The sequence below is a fragment of the Pseudogemmatithrix spongiicola genome (assembly GCF_030623445.1).
GTDB classification, from domain to species: domain Bacteria; phylum Gemmatimonadota; class Gemmatimonadetes; order Gemmatimonadales; family Gemmatimonadaceae; genus Pseudogemmatithrix; species Pseudogemmatithrix spongiicola.
Genome location: NZ_CP130613.1, coordinates 1,990,680 through 2,010,771, shown reverse-complemented (window position 1 = coordinate 2,010,771; position 20,092 = coordinate 1,990,680). Strand labels below are relative to the sequence as shown.

Genomic DNA, 20,092 nt, shown 5'->3' with positions numbered 1-20,092 from the left:
CCTAGGCATGCCCTCGACGAAGGACGCGCTGCTGAGCAGGATTGCCGATCGCTCAGCAGTCAGTGCGGTGGTTGGGCTGGGTTACGTCGGTCTTCCGCTTGCCATGGAGCTTTGCGAGGCCGGCTTTCACGTGATCGGCTACGACGTGAGCACGCGCGTCGTGGATCTGCTCATGCGCGGCGAGTCGCATATCCAGGACGTGCCGGCGGCGCAGGTGGCGAAGCACGTGAAGTCCGGAAAGTTCGTGGCGACGACCGACGCGGCGAAGCTGAACGCCGCGGACACCATCTCGATCGCGGTGCCGACGCCGCTGGCGAAGACCCGCGATCCGGACATGTCGTACGTACTGTCAGCCGCCGAGACGATCGCGGCGCACACGCGCCCGGGCCAACTGATCGTGCTCGAGAGCACGACGTATCCTGGCACGACGCGCGAACTTCTGCAGCCGCGGCTAGAAGCGAAAGGGCTCACCGTCGGCAGGGACGTATTCCTTGCGTTTTCGCCGGAACGCGTGGATCCGGGCAATCCGAAGTACAACACCAAGAACACGCCGAAGGTCGTCGGCGGCATCACGCCGGCCTGCAACGAGGTCGCGACGCGGTTCTACTCCTCGACGATCGATACCGTCGTCCCGGTGTCGTCGCCGGAAGCGGCGGAGTTGGTGAAGCTGCTCGAGAACACCTTCCGCTCGGTGAACATCGGCTTGGTGAACGAGATGGCGATCGTCTGTGAGCGACTTGGCGTGGACGTGTGGGAAGTGATCGACGCCGCCGCGACGAAGCCGTTCGGGTTCATGAAGTTCACGCCGGGGCCGGGCATCGGCGGCCACTGCATCCCGCTCGACCCGCACTACCTCGCGTGGAAGATGCGGTCGCTGAACTACAAGACGCGCTTCATCGACTTGGCCAGCGAGATCAACTCGGCGATGCCGGATTTCGTGGTCGAGAAGATTGCCCATGCGCTCAACGAGGACCGCAAGGCGGTCAACGGCAGCCGCGTGCTCGTGCTTGGCATCGCGTACAAGAAGGACATCGATGACATGCGCGAGTCGCCGGCGCTAGACGTCATGAGACTGCTTGAGGCGCGCGGTGCCGTAGTGAGCTATCACGATCCGTTCGTTCCCAGCTTCCGCGAGGACGGGCACGAAGCGTCCAGCGTCGCGCTGACCAAGGACGCGCTGGCGACGGCCGACGCGGTCGTTGTCGTGACGGACCACACCGCGGTCGATTACCAGTTCGTCGTCGATCACGCCACGCTGGTGGTGGATACGCGGAACGCGCTGGGGAAGGTCAAGGCGTCGAAGGCGCGCATCATCCCGCTGACTGCCCAGCGCCTGCCCATCTCATCCCACTGATCGCGTCATGAAGATCACAGTCGTTGGCACGGGCTACGTCGGCCTCGTGGTCGGTGCCTGCCTCGCCGAAACCGGAAATGACGTTATCTGCGCGGACGTCGATCAAGGCAAGGTCGACGGGCTCAAGAAGAACGTCCTGCCGATCTATGAACCGGGTCTGGAGGAGTATGTCGAGCGGAACCAGGCCGCCGGACGCTTGGTGTTCACCACCGACGTGCCGTCGGCAATCCGTGACGCCGAGGTGATCTTCATTGCCGTCGGGACGCCGCCGGACGAAGACGGCTCTGCCGACCTCAAACACGTACTCGCCGTCGCCGACAGCATCGGCAAGCACGCGGCGCGCGAAGTCGTGGTCGTGACGAAGTCGACCGTGCCCGTCGGCACGGCGGAGAAGGTCGCCGCGGCGATCCGCCCGCACGCGACGGTCCCCTTCCACATGAGCTCCAACCCCGAGTTCCTGAAGGAAGGGGCGGCACTCGACGACTTCATGAAGCCGGATCGTGTGGTGGTCGGCGTCGAGACGGAGTTCGCCCGAGAGCGCATGGCTGAGCTCTATGCGCCGTTCGTCCGGACGGGTAAGCCGATAATCTTCATGGACATCCCGTCCGCGGAGATGACGAAGTACGCGGCGAACGCCATGCTCGCGACGCGCATCTCGTTCATGAATGAGATCGCTAACCTCTGTGAGAAGGTCGGCGCGAACGTCGATCTCGTGCGCAAGGGTATCGGCTCGGACTCCCGCATCGGGCCGGCCTTCCTGTTTCCCGGCCCCGGCTACGGCGGGAGCTGCTTCCCCAAGGATGTGAAGGCGCTCGTGCGCACGTCGGAGGAGCGGGGAGCGCCGATGGGCGTGCTCAAGGCCGTCGAGGACGCGAACGAGAAGCAGAAGCATCGCCTCTTCCAGAAGATCACCGAGGTCTTCGGCGGGCAGCTCAAGGGCCGGCGCATCGCGCTCTGGGGATTGGCGTTCAAGGCAAACACGGACGACATGCGCGAGTCGCCGGCATTGGTGCTCATCGAGGAGTTGCTGACGGCAGGCGCCACCGTGGTGGCCCACGATCCCGCCGCGATGCACGAGACGCGGCGGCGCATCGGCGATGCGATCGGCTACGCGAAGACCTCCTACGAAGCGGCCCAGGGTGCGGACGCGATGGTGGTCGTGACCGACTGGAACGAGTACCGCTTCCCGGACTTCGCACGCCTGAAGTCAGTGCTCAAACAGCCAGTCGTCGTGGACGGCCGGAACCTGTACGATCCCACGAAGATGGAATCGTTGGGCTTCACCTATCGCTCCATCGGGCGGGGCCGCGCATGAGAGTGCTCATCACCGGCGCTGCAGGGTTTCTCGGGTCGCACCTCTGCGACCGTTTTCTCGCCGAGGGGCATGAGGTTGTCGGATTGGACAACTTCCTCACGGGACACGCCGACAACATCGCCCACCTGTTCGGCCACGAACGCTTCAAGTTCCTCCGCCACAACATCTCCGAGTTCACGTACGTCGCGGGTCCGCTCGACGGCGTGCTGCACTTCGCCTCGCCGGCCAGCCCGGTGGACTATCTCGAGATGCCGATTCAGACCCTCAAGGTCGGCTCCCTCGGCACCCATAATGCGCTGGGCATCGCCCTCGCGAAGGGCGCGCGGTTCCTGTTGGCGAGCACCAGCGAAGTGTACGGGGACCCCCTCGTGCATCCGCAGCCCGAATCCTATTGGGGCAATGTCAACCCCGTGGGGCCAAGAGGCTGCTACGACGAGGCCAAGCGCTTCGCCGAGGCCATGACCATGGCCTACCACCGTGCGCAGGGCGTGGACACGCGCATCGTCCGCATCTTCAACACCTACGGCCCGCGCATGCGGCCGCACGACGGTCGCGTGGTCTCGAACTTCATCGTGCAGGCGCTGCAGGGCGCGCCACTGACGGTCTACGGCGACGGATCGCAGACGCGATCGTTCTGTTATGCCGAAGACGAGGTCGAGGGTATTTACAGGCTGTTCAACTCGTCCGAGACGATGCCCGTGAACATCGGCAATCCGAACGAGTTCACCGTCCGCCAGCTGGCTGAACTTGTGCTCGAGCTGACGGGTAGCACGAGTGAGATCGTCTCGCACCCGCTCCCGGCCGACGACCCCAAGGTCAGGCAGCCGGACATCACCCGCGCCAAGAGCATCCTTGGCTGGGAACCGCGTGTCCAACTCCGTGAGGGTTTGGCGCGTACCATTGAGTACTTCCGCGGCTTGAAGGGCACGCCGCGGCTGCAACCACCGACCTAAATGCACCGTTTTCGTCCGACGCTTGTCCTCGTCCTCCTGTTCGCTGCCACGACCGCGTGCTTCCGGACCTTCAACGTCCGGAACTTCCCGTCGTCGGTGGCGCTGTACCGGGCAGGGATGGCCGAGTATGAGCGCGGGAAGTACTCCAACGCCATCACGGCGTTCGAACGGCTGACCTTCGACCTGCCGACCCGCGACACGCTGTTGCCGCGGGCCCATTGGTGGCTCGGCCAGGCGCGCCGCAGGAATGACGAGCGGCTGCTGGCCGCGCAGAGCTTCAGCCGCGTCGCCGAGCAGTTCCCGAACGACACCTTGGCCGACGACGCCATGTACATGGCCGGCATCTCGTACCGCGAGATGTGGCGCCGCCCGACGCTGGACCCGCAGTATGGCATCCTCGCGCAATCGCAATTCCGGCTGGTGCAGGGCGTGTTTCCCGACTCGCCATTCGCGGATTCCGCGCAGCGCAAACTCGAGGAGCTCGACGAGTGGTTCGCCACCAAGGACTTCGAGACGGGCATGCACTACGTCCGCCGGAAGGCCTACGACTCGGCCCTCATCTACCTGCGCGCCGTGGTGACCGAGTATCCGAACACGGACATGGCGCGCCGCTCGATGCTGGAGATGGTGCGCGTGTTCCGGCTTCCGGTGATGAACTACCAAGAGGACGCCGAGGAGATCTGCGCCGCGCTGCGCGGCGGGTTCCCCGCGGATCCTGAGGTGCAGGCGACCTGCCGCCAGCCGTCTGCCGGCGCGCCGAGCGCGGGGCGCTAGCCCGACGTGGGCCAACGCGTCGGCATTTTTGGCGGGACGTTCGACCCGCCGCACGTCGGGCACCTGCTCCTGGCGTTGGACGCGCTCGACCACCTCGCCCTCGACCGCCTGATCTTCGTGCCGGCGGCGCGCCAGCCGCTCAAGCAGGGGGTCGCGATGACACCCGCCGAGCACCGCCTCGCCATGACGGAGGCCCTGGCGGCTGCGGATTTTCGATTCTCCGTGGATGGTTCGGAGGTCGCCCGCGGGGGGTTATCTTACACTGTTGATACCGTGCGGGCCCTGAAGGCCGCACTTCCTGACGCCGAGCTGATCCTGTTGATGGGAGCAGATACGGCGGCGACCCTGCCACAGTGGCGCGAACCCGAGGCATTGGGCTTGCTGGTACAGGTGGCAGTCGCGGGGCGCGGGGCCGAGCCGATGCAACTGCCGGCGGGGTTCCGCGCCCAGCCGTTCCCGATGCGGCGCGTGGATATCTCCGCGACGGAGATCCGCGCCCGTGTGGCGGAGGGGCGCAGCATCCGGGGCTTCGTGCCGGATGCCGTCGCGGACTACATCGCCGCCCACGGGTTGTACCGCACCACCACCGAGTGACATTCGCATGCTCAAGAAGCTGATCGGGGCCGTGTTCGGCACCCGCCACGAACGGGAACAGAAGCGCGTCCAGCCGATCGTCGACGAGATCAACGCCCAAGGGGCGCGGCTGCAGCAGCTCACGGAAAACGAGCTGCAGCGCCAGACGGAGAAGTTCCGCGGGATCATCGCCGAGCGGACCGCCGAGGTGTCCGGCAAGATCGCCGCCCTGAAGCAGCGCAAGCACGACGCGGCCGACGCCGCCGAGCGCGAAGCGATCGACCTCGAGCTGGTGGGGCCGAACGGGCAAGGCGGACTCGAGGCGCAGTACCGTGAGCAGCTGGGGGAAGTGCTCGACGAGCTGCTGCCCGAGGCATTCGCGACGGTCCGGGAGGCGGCGCGCCGCCTGGTCGGCAGCACCGTGTCGGTGACCGGCCACGACCTGCCGTGGGACATGGTGCACTACGACGTGCAGCTGATCGGCGGCATCCAGTTGCACCTGGGGCGCATCGCGGAAATGGCGACGGGCGAGGGCAAGACGCTGGTCGCAACGCTGCCGCTCTACCTGAATGCGCTGCCGGGCCGCGGCACGCACCTGGTGACGGTGAACTCTTACCTCGCCCGCCGCGACTCGCAGTGGATGGGGCACCTCTTCAAGTACTTGGGCCTCACCGTTGGCTGCCTCGACGACACGGAGCCCGGCACGCCGGCGCGCCGCGCCGCGTACAACTGCGACATCACGTACGGCACGAACAACGAGTTCGGCTTCGATTACCTGCGTGACAACATGGTGGTCGCGCTGGAACAGCGGGTGCAGCGCCAGCACGTGTACGCGATCGTCGACGAAGTCGACTCCGTGCTCATCGACGAAGCGCGCACGCCGCTCATCATCTCCGGGCCCGTCGGCAACGACGGCGACAAGGCCTACGCCGAGCACAATGCCACGGTCTCGCGCCTCGTCCGCCGCCAGACGGAGCTCGTGAACGACCTCGTGGCGAGGGGCGAGAAGGCCCTCGCGGCGGGCGACAAGGACACGGCCGCCCTGTGCTTCTACAAGGCGCGCATGGGCAGCCCGAAGAACAAGCGCCTCCTCAAGGTCATGCAGGAGACGGGCGTCAAGCAGCTCATCCTGCAGCAGGAGCTCGCGCACCTGGCCGACCGCAAGCTGTCGGCCGTGAAGCAGCAGTTCCGCGACATCGAGGACGATCTCCTGTTCGTGCTGGACGAGAAGGGGCACTCGGTGCACCTCACGGATGCGGGCGTCGACTTCCTCTCGCCGACGTCGCCGCTGGATTTCGTGCTGCCCGACATCTCGATGGAGATGGGCAAGATCGAGCGCGATGAGTCGCTCGACGCCAAGGCCAAGCTCGAGGCGCGCCGCGCGGTCGAGACGGCCTACGCCGTGCGCAGCGAGAAGCTCAACATCATCCACCAGCTGCTCAAGGCGCACGCCCTGTACGAGAAGGACGTGAACTACGTCGTGCAGGAAGGCCAGGTGCTCATCGTCGATGAGTACACCGGCCGCACGATGCCGGGGCGTCGCTGGAGCGAAGGCCTGCACCAGGCCGTCGAGGCCAAGGAAGGCGTGCAGGTGAAGGGCGAGACGCAGACGCTCGCGACCATCACGATCCAGAACTACTTCCGACTCTACGAGAAGCTGGCCGGCATGACCGGTACGGCCGAGACCGAAGAGACGGAGTTCTTTCAGATCTACGGGCTCGAAGTCGCGGTCATCCCGACCAACAAGCCGATCCAGCGCGACGACCGTCACGACCTCGTGTACAAGACGCGCCGCGAGAAGTACAACGGCATCGTCGAGGAGACGCGCCGTCTGCACGGGCTCGGCTTCCCGGTGCTCGTCGGTACGACCAGCGTCGAGGCCTCCGAGACGCTCTCGCGCATGTTCCAGCGCGCGGGCCTGCCGCACAACGTGCTCAACGCCAAGTATCACCAGCGCGAGGCCGAGATCGTCTCGCTGGCGGGCCAGCCGGGGGCGATCACGATCGCGACCAACATGGCCGGCCGCGGCACCGACATCAAACTCGGCGCCGGCGTACGCGAGGCAAAGCCCTCGACCGTGAAGGATGCGGCGTCGGGCAAGGACGTGAACGTGCAGGAGCCGGGCGGCCTGCACATCATCGGCTCCGAGCGGCACGAGTCGCGGCGCATCGACCGCCAGCTGCGTGGGCGTGCGGGTCGCCAGGGCGACCCGGGCAGCTCGCAGTTCTTCCTGTCGCTCGAAGACGACCTCATGCGGCTCTTCGGCTCGGACCGCATCGCGCGCCTCATGGACGGACTCGGCGCGCAGGAAGGCGAGGTGCTCACGCACTCGCTGATCACGCGGGCGATCGAGCAGGCGCAGAAGCGCGTCGAGCTCCAGAACTTCCAGAGCCGCAAGCGCCTGCTGGACTATGACGACGTCATGAACCAGCAGCGTGAAGTCATCTACTCGCTGCGGTCATTCGCCCTCGATGCCGGCGAGGAGCTGCGCGGCGAGGCGGCGAAGATGGTGCAGGCGGCCGTCACGCGCCGTGTGGAGACGGCGCTGGCCGAGTACGAGACGAGCGAGGATTGGGACGTCGAACTCGTTCGGCAGGACCTGCTGATGCAGTATCTGCTACGCGTGCCGGGCTTCGAACCCGACGGCCGTCGCGCGGCAAGCGTGCGCGAGGCGCAGGACGAGGCGTCGGTTGCCGCCCAGGAGGCGTTCGACGCGAAGGTGAAGTCGCTGGGCGAGTTCGGGGGACGCCTGCTGTCCCTCGTCATGCTCAACGTGCTGGACGAGAAGTGGAAGGATCACCTCTACGACCTCGACCAGCTGCGCAACGCGATCGGCTATCGCTCGTGGGGCCAGAAGGACCCGCTCGTGGAGTACAAGCAGGACGCGTTCACGATGTTCGAAGACCTGATGCGCGATATCCAGCACACCTTCGCGGAGCGCTTCCTCAAGGTGCAGCTGGTGTTCGAGCCGCCGCCGCAGCCGCTGCCGCCCGTCATCACGTCGGTCAGCGGGCCGTCGGACAGCGCGGCGCCGGGCGAGGGGGTGGATCCGTTCGGTCTTTCTCCCGTCGCAGCGCCGCAGCCGAGCGTGGTCGGCGCGGGGCGCGGCGTCCGGTCACTCGACGCGGCGCCGCCGCCGGCCGTGACGGGGGCGGGGACGGGTGGGGCCGCGGGAGAGGGGGAGTACGCCAATGTCGGGCGGAATGATCCGTGCCCCTGCGGGAGCGGCAAGAAGTTCAAGAAATGCCATGGGGCGTGACCACGCCTTTCGTCTCTCGATTCGGCTGGAAGAAGGGAGACGGCGGTAGGGGCGGGGGTTGGGTCGACGGGAGAGGCAATAGGAGAGACGGGGGGGAGACGTCGGAGGTTCGTCAGACGTCTGCCCCCCATCTCCCCCATTCCCGTCTCTCCATCTCCGCCCGTACCTCCCTCTCCCGTCTCCCCGCCGTCCAGCGCATCGAGCCAAAGGCTCCCGCAGAGATTCGGTACGCGCCTCGAGAGCCGTCAGCGCTAGCATGGCTCCGTGACGACCATTCTCTCCCTCCCCCCCGCTGACCGCCCGCGGGAACGCTTGCGCGCCTTGGGCGCGTCTGCCCTCACCACCTCCGAGTTGCTGGCCCTGCTGCTGGGTACCGGCACGGTTGGGGTGCCAGTCGCCGAGGCGGCCCAACACATCCTGCATCGGGCCGGCGGCTCCCTGCGGCGGCTCTCGCAGTTGCCCGTGGCCACCCTGACCGCCATGCACGGCCTTGGCGAGGCCAAGGCGCTGTCCATCTTCGCGGCCTTGGAGCTCGGCCGGCGGCTCGCGCTCGAGACCGCCGATGACGGCGAACCCCTCCGCGGGCCGCGCGATGTGTGGCGCTTCTACGGCCCCCGCATGGAGGGACTCACCGTCGAGGAGTTCCACGTGGCGGTGCTGGATTCGCAGCACCGCCTGGAACGGGACATCCTCGTGAGCCGCGGCATCCTGAACTCGAGTCTGGTGCATCCTCGCGAAGTCTTCCGCGAGGCCATCGCCGAGCGCGCGGCCAGCGTGGTGCTGGTCCACAACCACCCCAGCGGCGACCCGACCCCGAGCGCGGACGACCGCGCGATCACGAGCCAGCTCGTGGCGGCGGGGCGGCTGCTCGATATTCCGATTCATGACCATGTGGTGATTGGGCGGGGGCGGTATGTGTCGTTTGCGGAGATGGGACTGTTGTGACGGTGGGAGAGGGGAGACGGGGGCAGGGGCGGGGGTTGGGACGAGGGTAGAAGTGATGAGGGCGACGGGGGGGAGATGTGGGACGTCCGTGAGACGTCTCCCCCTCCTCTCCCGTATCCCGTATCCCCTCGTCCCCCCTCCGCCCGTGCCCCCCTCTCCCCCGCAGTTGACCCGACTGCGCGAACCCGCGATATACCGAGGGTGTCCGCCCCCGTCCTCACCGACCTCATCCCCGGCTGGGACCTGACGTCCGAACAGGCGTCGGGGCGCTTGGACATGGACCTGCTCGCGAAGGCGTATCGCTTCAGCGAGCGCGCGCACGCGGGGCAGACGCGGCGCAACGGCGATCCCTACGTCACGCACTGCGTGCAGGTGGCGAAGATCCTCGCCGAGCTGCAGCTCGACTCGATCACCGTGGCGAGCGGGCTCATCCACGACGTGGTCGAGGATACGGCGCACTCCGTGGAGGATGTCGAGCGCGAGTTCGGCCGCGAAGTCGCGCAGATCGTCGACGGGCTCACGAAGATCGGCCACCTGCCGATGGCCTCCCGCGAGGAGCGGCAGGTCGAGAGCTACCGCAAGCTGCTGCTCTCGGTCGCCAAGGACGTGCGCGTGATCCTCGTGAAGCTGGCGGACCGGCTGCACAACATGCGCACGCTGGAGTGGATGCCGGAGGAGAAGCGGCAGCGCATCGCCATGGAGACGCGCGACCTGTACGCGCCGATGGCGCACCGTTTCGGCCTCAACTCCGTGAAGGCGGAGCTCGAAGATCTCGCGTTCAAGTGGCTGGAGCCGGACGAGTACCGCGCGCTCGCGAGGATGGTGGCGCAGACGCGCGCCGACCGCGACAAGCTGACCAGCGAGATGGCCGAGCCCCTGGAGCGGCGACTGCGTGAAGCGGGCGTCGTGGTGCACGAGGTCAGCGGGCGGCCCAAGCACCTCTGGTCCATCCAGAAGAAGATGGAGAAGCGGGCCAAGCCCTACGACGAGATCTACGACCTGTACGCGATCCGCGTGCTGGTCGAGAACATCCCCGAATGCTACCACGCACTCGGCGTGATCCACGGGGCTTGGACGCCGCTCCAGGAACGCATCAAGGACTACATCGCGTCGCCCAAGAGCAACGGCTACCAGTCGCTGCACACGACGGTGTTCGGGCCGCGCGGGACGCTGTTCGAGATCCAGATCCGTACGCGCGAGATGCATCGCACGGCGGAGTACGGCATCGCGGCGCACTGGGTGTACAAGGCCGAAGGGAAGGGGGGCAAGGACCTCGACCGCCACCTCGCGTGGTTCCGACAGGTCCTCGAGCTGCAGCTCGACGCCGAGACGCCGGATCAGTTCCTCGAGTTCCTCAAGCTCGACCTCTACCAGGACGAGATCTTCGTCTTCACGCCCAACGGCGACGTGATCCAGTTGCCGAAGGGCGCGACGCCGATCGACTTCGCGTTCGCCGTGCACACGCAGCTGGGCCTGCACACGCAGGGCGCGCGCGTGAACGGGCGCATCGTGCCGCTCTCACGCGAGCTGCGGAACTCGGAGACCGTGGAGATCATCCGGGCCCCGAGTGCGCGCCCGAGTCGCGACTGGTTGGCCCATGTGCGCACGGGTCGCGCGCGACACAAGATCCGGCAGTGGCTGCGGCTCGAGGAGCAGAAGACCTTCATCACGGTCGGCCAGGAGATCCTCGACCGCGAGCTGCGCCGGCGCAAGCACGCGAGGCTCACCGACGCGGAGCTGGCGCGCGGCGTGGAGGCACTCAAGCTCAACGGCCCCGACCACATCTTCGCGAGCATCGGCAGCGGCGACATCACGGTGACGCAGCTGCTGAAGGCGATCTACCCGGACCTCGACGAAGCGGACGCGGCGGCGCTCAAGCCCAGCCCGATCGAGCGACTCATCGACCGCATGCGCGGCCCGCGCACGTCGAAGGGCATCAAGATCCAGGGCGCCGACGGACTGCTGGTGCGCTACGCGCAGTGCTGCCAGCCCGTGCCGGGCGACCAGGTCGTGGGGTACGTCACGCGCGGCCGCGGCGTGAGCATCCATCGTGGGGACTGCCCGAACCTGCTGTTCCTGGTGCACGAGCCGGAGCGCCGGCTGGAGATCGATTGGCAGGAGACCGCCGGTGAGCGGTTCACCGTGCGCCTGGCCATCGAAGGCAGTGATCGGCGCGGGCTGTACGCCGACCTGGCAGCCGCCGTCAGCGGCACGGGGACCGACATCCGTTCGCTCGAGCTGAAGACGACCGACGGCCGTGTGAGCGGCGCGGCCCTTGTTGAGGTCGAGAACCTCGCGCATCTGGAGCGCATCGTGAAGGCCGCGCGGCGCGTGAAGGGCGTGAGCGAGGTGGCGCGGCGCGAGCGCCTGTCGGCGGACGAGGAATAGTCGCGCACGGCTCTGCGGCGGCATGCCGGGGCGCGCCTGAGCTGGGCTGGGAGGGGGAAGGCCACGCCCGAAGGGACCGTGCGCGAAGCGGTCAGGTCCCGCAGGGCGTGGCCTGCCCCCGACCGCGCGCAATCCGCGACTCCTCAAGTCCGCCAGCGCCCCACCTTTGCTACATTGCGTAGGCTCGCTCGCGAAGCGTCCGTCCCCCGTCCTCCGCCGCCAATGCATAGCGCCCTCCTCCACACGCACAATCTCCTCCGCTGGGTCGTCCTCGTGCTCGGCGTGCTCGCCATCGTGCGCACCGCGCAGGGACTCGGCGGCGCCACGCCCTTTGCCGCCGCGCGCAAGTCCCTGTCGATGTTCATGGGCACGGTGCACCTCCAGCTGCTGATCGGCCTGCTGCTGCTGATGAACAGCCCGATCGTCCAGGCCGCGATGCGTGACATGGAAGCGACGATGGCCGACCGCGCGTTGCGCCAGGTGGTCGTGGAGCACCCCACGCTGATGGTGCTCGCGGCGATCCTCATCACCGTCGGCAGCATCGTCGCCAAGAACCGCGCGACGGATGCCGCCAAGCACAAGCTGGGGCTCACCTTCGCGGTGATCACGATGGTCGTGATTCTCGCGGGGATCCCGTGGCAGCGGGCGCTGTTCCCCGGGATGAACTAGGAGCAGTTGCGAGTCGGTAGTGGTGAGTGGTAAGAGGCGCGCCCTCCCAACTCCCGACTCCCGACTCACCACTGCAGTTGAATGTCTTCCTTCGACCTCAAGGCTCCCTTCTCCCCCGCCGGCGACCAGCCCCGCGCCATCGCGGAGCTGGTCGCGGGCCTGAAGCGCGGCGATCGCTTCCAGACGCTGCTCGGCGTCACGGGTTCGGGCAAGACGATGACGATGGCCAACGTCATCCAAGCCTGGGGAAAGCCGGCGTTGGTCCTCTCGCACAACAAGACGCTGGCCGCGCAGCTGTACGGCGAGCTGAAGGGCTTCTTCCCGAACAATGCGGTCGAGTACTTCATCTCGTACTACGACTACTACCAGCCGGAAGCGTACGTCCCCTCGTCGGACACCTACATCGAGAAGGACGCCTCGATCAACGAGGACATCGACCGGCTGCGCCTGCGCGCGACCTCGTCGCTCATGGAACGCGACGACGTCATCATCGTCGCGACGGTGTCGGCCATCTACGGCCTGGGCGATCCCGAGCAGTACCGCGCGAACATGGTGCAGCTGCACGTCGGACAGACGATCGCGCGCGACGCGATCCTCAAGGCGTTGGTGGCCATCCAGTACGGCCGCAACGACGTGAGCTTCGAGCGCGGCACCTTCCGCGTCCGCGGCGACACGGTCGAGGTGCTGCCGGCCTACGAGGAGCAGGCCGTGCGCATCGAGATGTTCGGTGACGAGATCGAGAAGATCAGCAAGATCGATCCGCTCACGGGCCAGACCATCGCGCCGTTGCAGCGCACGGCCGTCTATCCGGCCAAGCACTTCGTCACCAACCGTCCGACCATCGAGCGCGCCGTCAAGGAGATTCGGGCCGAGCTCGTGGAGCGGTTGCGGGCCCTGAAGGAGGCGGGCAAGCTGCTCGAGGCCCAGCGGCTGGAGAGCCGCACGAACTTCGACATCGAGATGCTGCTCGAGATCGGCACCTGCCCGGGCATCGAGAACTATTCGCGCATCCTCGCCGGACGGGAACCGGGGTCGCGGCCGGCGGTGCTCTTCGACTACTTCCCTGACGACTTCCTCGTCGTGGTGGACGAGTCGCATGTGACGCTGCCGCAGATCGGTGGCATGTTCAACGGCGACCGCGCGCGCAAGACGACCTTGGTCGAGTACGGATTCCGCCTGCCCAGCGCGCTCGACAACCGGCCGTTGATGTTCGACGAGTTCCTCGCGCTGACGCCGCGGGCCATCAACGTGAGCGCGACGCCGGGCGATCTCGAGCTCAAGCTCTCCGATGGCGTGGTGGTGGAGCAGGTGATCCGGCCCACGGGACTGCTCGACCCGGTGATCGAGATCCGGCCGGTGAAGGGGCAGGTGGACGACCTGCTGCACGAGATCCGCCTGCGCGAGAAGAAGGGGGAGCGCGTGCTGGTCACGACGCTGACGAAGCGCATGGCCGAGGACCTCACCGACTATCTCTCGCAGGTCGGCGTGCGGGTGCGCTACATGCACGCCGACATCGACGCCATCGAGCGCATGGAGATCGTCCGCGGCCTGCGGCTGGGCGAGTTCGACGTCTTGATCGGCATCAACCTCCTCCGCGAAGGCCTCGACCTGCCCGAGGTGTCGCTGGTGGCGATCCTCGATGCGGACCAAGAGGGCTTCCTGCGTTCCGATCGCTCGCTGATCCAGACGGTGGGCCGCGCCGCGCGCCACGTGGACGGCCGCGCGATCTTCTACGCGGACAGGGTCACCGGCTCGATGCAGCGCTGCCTCGACGAGACCTCGCGGCGCCGCACGGTGCAGGAGGCCTTCAACCGCGTACACGGCATCGTGCCCGCGGGCGTGCACAAGTCGTTGGACCAAGTGCGGTTCTCGACCCGCGTGGCGGACGCGCGCGAGGGCAGCGAGGCGCGCGAGGACGCGCGCACGCGCGGCAAGAAGCAGAAGAAGGTCGCGGAAGCACAGCGGGCCTACGGCACGGATGACCTGCCCGGTCTCGTGCAGCGGCTCGAGGAGGAGATGCGCGCGGCGGCGAAGAATCTCGATTTCGAGACGGCCGCCCGGCTGCGCGATGAGCTGTTCGACCTCAAGGCGGCGATGGGGGACAACGCCGCAAAGTCCGGTCGTGCCCGTCGCTGAGTTGACGCGCGATGAGTTGGTCGCGTGGGGCCGTGCATTGGGCGGCAGGGCCACGGGCGGCGCCGTCATCACGCTCAGCGGCGACCTGGGAGCCGGGAAGACCACGCTCGTGCAGGCCATCGCGGCGGGACTCGGTGTGCGCGACGATGTGACGAGCCCGACGTATGGCATCGCGCATCGCTACGAGTCACCGCGTGGTCCGATCTGGCATTTCGATCTGTATCGTCTTCGCAGCGCCGCGGAACTGCCGCAGGTCGGGCTCGACGATGCGCTGCGGTCGGGGGGCGTCGTCTTGATCGAGTGGCCGGAGGTCGCGGAGTCGTCGCTGCCGCCGAGCCGCGTCGCGCTGCGACTTGAGCACATGCCGGGGGACGTGGCGAAGCGGCGCTTGCATTGGACGGGAGCCGAGGCATGAGCGTCGGATCGCCGCCGACGCCAGCCCGCGGCGTCGTGCTCGCCATGGACGCCGCGATGGGCGACGGGACCATCGCGCTGCTGCGGGATGGCGCGCTCGTGGACTCGCGGGATGTCATCATGCGAAGCGACCGCGACGAGACCTTCTTTCCCGCGCTGCTCGGGTTGCTGGCGGACTGTGCCACGCCCATGCACGCGATCGATAGCCTCGTGGTCGGTGCCGGGCCAGGCAGCTTCACCGCGCTGCGCGTCGTCGGAGCGACGGCCAAGGGTATCGCGCATGCGCGGGGAGTCCCGCTGTTCAGCGTCTCGTCGCTCGCGCTCACGGTAGCCGCGGATGCGTCGACGGCAGCGGCGGGGACGCGCTGGTTGTCGACGCTCGATGCCCTTCGCGGCGAGTGCTACGCCGCGCTGGTGAGCGTCGGTGCCGAGGGCGTGGCCACGCGGGTCGAGCATCTGGGCCTGGTGCGCGCCGACGCGGTCGCCGAGCGTGCCGCGGAGCTTGAGGCGCTGCCGATCGGCCCGACTGCGGCGCATCGCGCTCATCCGCATGCCCGAGGGGTGCGGCGCTGTCTGTCGCTCGCGGCCGCCGCGCCGGCGGACCTCGCCACGTGGGAGCCGATGTACGGCCGGCTCGCCGAGGCGCAGGTGAAGTGGGAGGCCGCACACGGGAGGCCGCTGGGATGAGCGGCCCGGCTGCCGTGGTCATCCGCGCCCCTGTGCGGGACGACGCAGGGCGCCTCTTCCAGATTGAGCGCGCCTGCTTTCCCGATCCATGGCCGACGCACTCCTTCGTCGAGCTGTGTGACGGGTCGCGCCCGGACTGTTGGGTGGCCGAGCGGGCCGGCAGCGTCGTCGGCTACTGGGTAGGACGTCGCATCGATGACGAAGCGGAGCTCGCGAACCTCGCGGTCGCCCCAGAGGCCCGTGGGCAGGGTATCGGCCGACTGCTGCTGGACGATTTCATCAAGGCCGTCGGCGGGTACGCGCGGACCCAGGTCTTCCTCGAGGTGCGCGAGTCGAATGCACCGGCGATCGCGTTGTATCGGGCCTTTGGCTTCGTGGAAATCGCGCGGCGAAAGGGGTACTACTCGAAGCCGGTGGAGGATGCGGTGGTCATGAGGCGGATGCCGGGGACGGCGACCGCGTCCGCGTAGTGCGGGCTTGCGGGGCCCGTCCGCGCTATCAATCATTCCGGAGTTGCCCGCCCCTGGCCCCGCCGGGGACTTCCGATGGTGCGCCCGGGCTCACTCGATCTGAACCTTTCGACGCATGCGAGTCCTGGTCACTGGGGGCGCTGGATTCATCGGCGCGCGATTGTCGCGGCACCTCGTCAGCCGCGGACACGCGGTGCGAGTCCTCGATAATCTGTCCCCGCAGATCCACGGGCCAGACGCACTGACGCGCCCCGGACCGCTGCAGCAACTGCGCGCCGAGGTGGAACTGGTGGTCGGGTCGGTCACCGATCCCGAGGTTTGGCGGCAGGCGATTGCGGGGCAGGACGCCGTCGTCCACCTGGCGGCCGAGACAGGTACCGGGCAGTCGATGTACGAGAGCGACCGCTACGTGCAGGTCAATGTCAGCGGAACCGCCCTGATGTTGGACGCACTCGGGACGCTGCGGAACTCGGTCTCGAAAGTCGTCGTCTCGTCGTCCCGCGCCGTCATCGGGGAAGGCGCCTATCGCGACGGTGCCGGTCGCATCGTGTTCCCGCCCAGCCGGCGGGACCGCGACCTCTCCCAAGGCCGCTTCGGATTGTACTGCGAGACAACTGGCGAGGAGCTTGAGTCCGTGCCGACGGACGAGTCGGCGCCGTTTCAGCCTACATCGGTGTACGGCATCACGAAGCAAGCGCAGGAGCAGCTGGTGACGACGGGTTGCGCGGCGCTCGGGCGCGCGTTCGTCGCGCTGAGGTACCAAAACGTCTACGGCCCGGGCCAATCGCTCTCCAACCCGTACACGGGATTGCTCTCGATCTTCTCGACGCGCCTGCTCTCCGGGCGCGGCATCGAAGTGTTCGAGGACGGCGAGGAGAGTCGTGACTTCGTGTTCATCGACGATGTTGTCGCGGCGACAACCGCAGCCCTCGAGCGCGACGCGGCGAACAACCATGTTATCGGGATCGGCTCCGGAACGCGCACCAGCGTCTTGCAGGCCGCACGCGGGCTCGCGGCGGCGCTGGGGTGTGAGCCTGAGCTGCGCATCTCCGGCCGGTACCGCTTGGGCGACATCCGCCACAACTGCGCGGACCTGAGCCGCGCACGCCAGGCGCTCGGCTACGTCCCGACGGTGACGTTCGAGGAGGGTTTGCGGCGCTTCGTCGCATGGGTACGGGAGCAGGGGCCCGGCTCCGATGGCTACGAGCGAAGCCTCGAGGAGCTCGGGGCTCGCGGAATGCTGCGGGGCGCCCGCGCGCACCATGAGTGAGGAGCCGCTGCCGAACGCCCCGGTCGTCGGCGTCGTCACGGTCCTGTACAACAGCGATGCGTATCTCGACGATTTCGTCGCGGGATTGGCTGCGCAGCGCGATGTCCGCCTGCGGCTCTACGCCATCGACAACAGCCCAACCGCGGACGGACTGACGCGGCTCCGCGCGCTTGCAGCGGAGCATGGCATCCCCGGCGAGTTCGTGGCGAACGCCGAGAACGTCGGAATTGCGCGAGGCAACAACCAAGGCATCGTGCTCGCGCTGCGCGACGCCTGTTCGCACGTGCTGCTTGCGAACAACGACGTCGCATTCGCCGCGGACACGCTGGCGCCACTGCTTGCCCAGGTCCGCGATTGGCGCCGTGCGGCGACGCCCCACATCCTGTACGCCGATTCGGGCGAGACGTGGTACGCCGGCGGCGAGGTGCGCCCGTGGACGGCGCGTGTCCTGCACGCCGAGACGTCGCCGTCGGCGGCTGCGCCCGCAGCGATCCCCACCCAGTACTCCTCGACCTGCTTCCTGCTCGTGCACGCCGAAGTGTTCGCGCATGTCGGCCACATGGATGAGGCCTACTTCGTGTATTACGACGATGTCGACTTCGCGCTGCGCTGTGGCGCGGCCGGTGTCGAGATTGTGGTCGTGCCGAGTAGTCGCGTGGCGCACAAGGTCGGCGGATCGACTGCTGGTGCCCGCTCTCCGTTCACGGCGTTTCACGCGAATCGAAGTCGCGTGTACTTCATTCGTAAGCACTTTCGCGGGCTTCGCTTCGTCACGGCGATGACCTACACCCTCGCCACGCGTGCGATTCGGCTCGTCACTGCTCCGGCCGCCGAGCGACGCGCGACCTGGGCAGGGCTGGTCGCGGGATTCACGCTGGCGTTCGGGCGGGGCGGACGCTCCGCGACGCCCTGAACCGCCCGCAACCCTGAGCTGCGACGATTAGATTGCACGCAGCAAACGCTGATACCAGCCCTGTCGGACGTGGCCCACAGATTGCCGCTCCCGACTGACCCATACCAGGAGGCCCCGTGAGCCGCAGTCTGAACAAGGTCACCCTGATCGGCAACCTTGGCGCCGATCCGGAGATCCGCACCACCCCGAATGGCAGCAAGGTCGCCCAGTTCTCCCTCGCCACCGGTCGCCAGTGGACGTCGGCGTCTGGCGAGAAGCAGGAGAAGACCGAGTGGCACAAGTGCGTCGCGTGGAACGCCAAGGGCCGCGGCACGGGCCTCGCGGACGTCATCGAGCGCTATGTGAAGAAGGGCGACAAGCTGTACGTGGAAGGCGAGATCCAGTACCGCCAGTACGAGGACAAGGACAAGCAGACCCGCTACGTGACCGAGATCAACGTGCGCGAGATCCTGCTCCTCGGCGGCGGCAAGGGCGGCGACGGCGGATTCGAGTCCGCCCGGCCGGCCAAGGCGGCCTCGGGGAAGGGCGGGGACGCCGGGTTCTCGGACTTCCCGGAGGCGATGGACGGAGATGACGATCTCCCGTTCTGAAGCATCGTCTCCCGACTGGCTGGAAGAAGGGAGACGGCGGTAGGGGCGGAGATGGAGAGACGCAGATGGGGGAGACGGGGGGCAGACGTCAGACGTCTCCCCCCCGTCTCCCCCATTCCCACATCCCACCCCCCGCCCGTACCTCCGTCTCCCCTCTCCCACCTGTTGCACTTTCCGCAGCCATTCGTCCACCTTGGGTAACTATCCCAACGAGTCGAGCCCCGTTTATGACGCGTAACCTCTTGCTGCTCACTTCCGTCCTTGCCGGCCTCGCGATGGCGCCTGTCGGCGCCGCGGCCCAGGGAGAGACGCGGACGCATACGGTCAAGGCGGGCGACACCCTGTGGGATCTCGCGCGGCAGTATCTCGGCGACCCGTTCCGTTGGCCGGAGATCTACCGGCGGAACCAGTCCACGATCCAGGATCCGAACCTCATCTATCCCGACCAGGTCATCGTCATCTCGGGTGACGTCGCAGCGTCGGCGGGCACGCCTGCCGATCCCGCCGCCCCCGCGGAGACGCGCACTGACAGCATGGTCGTGATGGATTCCTCCGGCGCCGAAGTCCCGCAGCAACCGCAGGGTCCGCCGCCGTCGATGACAATCTTCAATCCCGACCGCTTCCGCGTGGTCCGCGGCGAGCGCCAGTCGTTGCGCATCCAGGAAGCCCCGGCGGCCGTCCGCCTCGGCGACTTCCTGCAGGCGCCGTTCATGTGGGACGGGACCGGTGTGGCGGGCGCTGGGCGCGTCATCGAAGGCGCGTCCACGGATGGCATCGGCATTCGCAACACGCAGCGGCCGCTCCAGTACATGGAGGAACTCTGGTTCCAGGTGCCGGAAGGCGCTGAAGGAGCCGTCGACCAGCGCTTCCTGATGTTCCGGTACGGCCCGACGCTCGAGGGCCGTGGACGCGTCGTGATTCCCACCGGCGTCGTGAAGGTCACGCAAGCGTCGCAGGCACGTCGCGCGCGCGGCGTCGTCGTCGCCAAGTTCGAAGACGTGTTCCCGGGCCATCTCGTGATGGCGTTGGACACGCTCCGCATGGAACCTGGCGTGTACCCGGCCCGCGTGGAGTTCGGGCTCGCGACGACGATCGCCTACATGTACGGAGAACCGGTGCTGCCGCCCGTGGGGCATCAGATCATCTTCGCCGCGTCGGAGACCGACGGCCTCGTGCCGGGCGACCAGCTGACGCTCTCAATCCCGGGGACGAAGGCTGCCGATGGTTCGCAGATGCCGCCGCAGGATGTCGCCGTGGCCCAGGTCACGCGCGTGACCCGCTGGGGCGCAAGCGCCATCATCATCTCGCAGACCGATGGTGGCGTGCGCACGGGCATGGCGGCACGCGTGACGGGGAAGATGCCCTGACCGGGTGCGTGGTTC

The 20,092-nt window shown here is 67.7% G+C and carries 17 protein-coding genes; all 17 read left to right on the top strand.

The features are described from left to right. The first annotated feature begins 7 nt into the window (after positions 1-7). The 17 genes from Strain318_RS09220 to Strain318_RS09140 all read left to right on the top strand — a co-directional run bounded on the left by Strain318_RS09220 (position 8) and on the right by Strain318_RS09140 (position 20,077). A complete protein-coding gene (locus Strain318_RS09220; RefSeq protein ID WP_367885416.1) occupies positions 8-1,354 on the top strand; it encodes a nucleotide sugar dehydrogenase in 1,347 nt (448 codons plus the stop codon). Positions 1,355-1,361: 7 nt separating this feature from the next. Continuing rightward, a complete protein-coding gene (locus Strain318_RS09215) occupies positions 1,362-2,669 on the top strand; it encodes a UDP-glucose dehydrogenase family protein (protein WP_367885415.1) in 1,308 nt (435 codons plus the stop codon). Further along, positions 2,666-3,622, top strand: a complete 957-nt coding sequence (locus Strain318_RS09210) for a UDP-glucuronic acid decarboxylase family protein (protein ID WP_367885414.1) — start codon at positions 2,666-2,668, stop codon at positions 3,620-3,622. Before Strain318_RS09215 ends, Strain318_RS09210 begins: the two co-directional genes overlap by 4 nt. Further along, positions 3,623-4,396 carry an outer membrane protein assembly factor BamD gene (locus Strain318_RS09205; protein WP_367885413.1) on the top strand — a complete coding sequence of 258 codons (774 nt, stop codon included), beginning with the start codon at positions 3,623-3,625 and terminating at the stop codon, positions 4,394-4,396. It begins immediately after the preceding gene. 6 nt (positions 4,397-4,402) lie between these two features. Continuing rightward, positions 4,403-4,990 (top strand): nicotinate-nucleotide adenylyltransferase, encoded by a 588-nt coding sequence (gene nadD / locus Strain318_RS09200; protein WP_367885412.1) that lies wholly within the window; start codon positions 4,403-4,405, stop codon positions 4,988-4,990. 7 nt (positions 4,991-4,997) lie between these two features. Continuing rightward, positions 4,998-8,228, top strand: a complete 3,231-nt coding sequence (gene secA / locus Strain318_RS09195; RefSeq protein WP_367885411.1) for a preprotein translocase subunit SecA — start codon at positions 4,998-5,000, stop codon at positions 8,226-8,228. Between the two features lie 264 nt (positions 8,229-8,492). Continuing rightward, the gene (gene radC / locus Strain318_RS09190) at positions 8,493-9,173 is read left to right on the top strand and encodes a RadC family protein (protein WP_367885410.1); all 681 of its coding nucleotides are present in this window, start codon (positions 8,493-8,495) and stop codon (positions 9,171-9,173) included. Positions 9,174-9,374: 201 nt separating this feature from the next. Further along, positions 9,375-11,561 carry a RelA/SpoT family protein gene (locus Strain318_RS09185; RefSeq protein WP_367887946.1) on the top strand — a complete coding sequence of 729 codons (2,187 nt, stop codon included), beginning with the start codon at positions 9,375-9,377 and terminating at the stop codon, positions 11,559-11,561. A 222-nt stretch (positions 11,562-11,783) separates the two neighbouring features. Further along, positions 11,784-12,230, top strand: coding sequence for a hypothetical protein (locus tag Strain318_RS09180; RefSeq protein ID WP_367885408.1), 447 nt, complete (start codon positions 11,784-11,786; stop codon positions 12,228-12,230). Positions 12,231-12,311: 81 nt separating this feature from the next. Next, positions 12,312-14,366: an excinuclease ABC subunit UvrB gene (gene uvrB, locus Strain318_RS09175; protein ID WP_367885407.1), complete on the top strand. Its 2,055-nt coding sequence runs from the start codon at positions 12,312-12,314 to the stop codon at positions 14,364-14,366. Continuing rightward, positions 14,353-14,781: a tRNA (adenosine(37)-N6)-threonylcarbamoyltransferase complex ATPase subunit type 1 TsaE gene (gene tsaE / locus Strain318_RS09170; RefSeq protein ID WP_367885406.1), complete on the top strand. Its 429-nt coding sequence runs from the start codon at positions 14,353-14,355 to the stop codon at positions 14,779-14,781. The genes uvrB and tsaE overlap by 14 nt, the downstream gene beginning before the upstream one ends. Continuing rightward, positions 14,778-15,467 (top strand): tRNA (adenosine(37)-N6)-threonylcarbamoyltransferase complex dimerization subunit type 1 TsaB, encoded by a 690-nt coding sequence (gene tsaB / locus Strain318_RS09165; RefSeq protein WP_367885405.1) that lies wholly within the window; start codon positions 14,778-14,780, stop codon positions 15,465-15,467. Before tsaE ends, tsaB begins: the two co-directional genes overlap by 4 nt. Continuing rightward, positions 15,464-15,937, top strand: coding sequence for a ribosomal protein S18-alanine N-acetyltransferase (gene rimI / locus Strain318_RS09160; RefSeq protein WP_367885404.1), 474 nt, complete (start codon positions 15,464-15,466; stop codon positions 15,935-15,937). The genes tsaB and rimI overlap by 4 nt, the downstream gene beginning before the upstream one ends. A 115-nt stretch (positions 15,938-16,052) precedes the next feature. After that, the gene (locus Strain318_RS09155) at positions 16,053-17,207 is read left to right on the top strand and encodes an NAD-dependent epimerase/dehydratase family protein (protein ID WP_367885403.1); all 1,155 of its coding nucleotides are present in this window, start codon (positions 16,053-16,055) and stop codon (positions 17,205-17,207) included. Then, positions 17,200-18,120, top strand: a complete 921-nt coding sequence (locus Strain318_RS09150) for a glycosyltransferase family 2 protein (protein ID WP_367885402.1) — start codon at positions 17,200-17,202, stop codon at positions 18,118-18,120. Before Strain318_RS09155 ends, Strain318_RS09150 begins: the two co-directional genes overlap by 8 nt. Before the next feature lie 116 nt (positions 18,121-18,236). Beyond that, positions 18,237-18,710, top strand: a complete 474-nt coding sequence (locus Strain318_RS09145) for a single-stranded DNA-binding protein (RefSeq protein ID WP_367885401.1) — start codon at positions 18,237-18,239, stop codon at positions 18,708-18,710. 227 nt (positions 18,711-18,937) lie between these two features. Then, positions 18,938-20,077, top strand: coding sequence for a LysM peptidoglycan-binding domain-containing protein (locus tag Strain318_RS09140; RefSeq protein ID WP_367885400.1), 1,140 nt, complete (start codon positions 18,938-18,940; stop codon positions 20,075-20,077). Positions 20,078-20,092: the final 15 nt, after the last annotated feature.

Bases quoted from the DNA above. Each gene is read 5' to 3' on its own strand.
- tsaB (WP_367885405.1), top strand. From the start codon at position 14,778: ATGAGCGTCGGATCGCCGCCGACGCCAGCCCGCGGCGTCGTGCTCGCC.
- Strain318_RS09220 (WP_367885416.1), top strand. From the start codon at position 8: ATGCCCTCGACGAAGGACGCGCTGCTGAGCAGGATTGCCGATCGCTCA.
- Strain318_RS09215 (WP_367885415.1), top strand. From the start codon at position 1,362: ATGAAGATCACAGTCGTTGGCACGGGCTACGTCGGCCTCGTGGTCGGT.
- Strain318_RS09155 (WP_367885403.1), top strand. From the start codon at position 16,053: ATGCGAGTCCTGGTCACTGGGGGCGCTGGATTCATCGGCGCGCGATTG.
- Strain318_RS09180 (WP_367885408.1), top strand. From the start codon at position 11,784: ATGCATAGCGCCCTCCTCCACACGCACAATCTCCTCCGCTGGGTCGTC.
- rimI (WP_367885404.1), top strand. From the start codon at position 15,464: ATGAGCGGCCCGGCTGCCGTGGTCATCCGCGCCCCTGTGCGGGACGAC.
- uvrB (WP_367885407.1), top strand. From the start codon at position 12,312: ATGTCTTCCTTCGACCTCAAGGCTCCCTTCTCCCCCGCCGGCGACCAG.
- secA (WP_367885411.1), top strand. From the start codon at position 4,998: ATGCTCAAGAAGCTGATCGGGGCCGTGTTCGGCACCCGCCACGAACGG.
- Strain318_RS09205 (WP_367885413.1), top strand. From the start codon at position 3,623: ATGCACCGTTTTCGTCCGACGCTTGTCCTCGTCCTCCTGTTCGCTGCC.
- Strain318_RS09210 (WP_367885414.1), top strand. From the start codon at position 2,666: ATGAGAGTGCTCATCACCGGCGCTGCAGGGTTTCTCGGGTCGCACCTC.
- Strain318_RS09150 (WP_367885402.1), top strand. From the start codon at position 17,200: ATGAGTGAGGAGCCGCTGCCGAACGCCCCGGTCGTCGGCGTCGTCACG.
- Strain318_RS09140 (WP_367885400.1), top strand. From the start codon at position 18,938: ATGACGCGTAACCTCTTGCTGCTCACTTCCGTCCTTGCCGGCCTCGCG.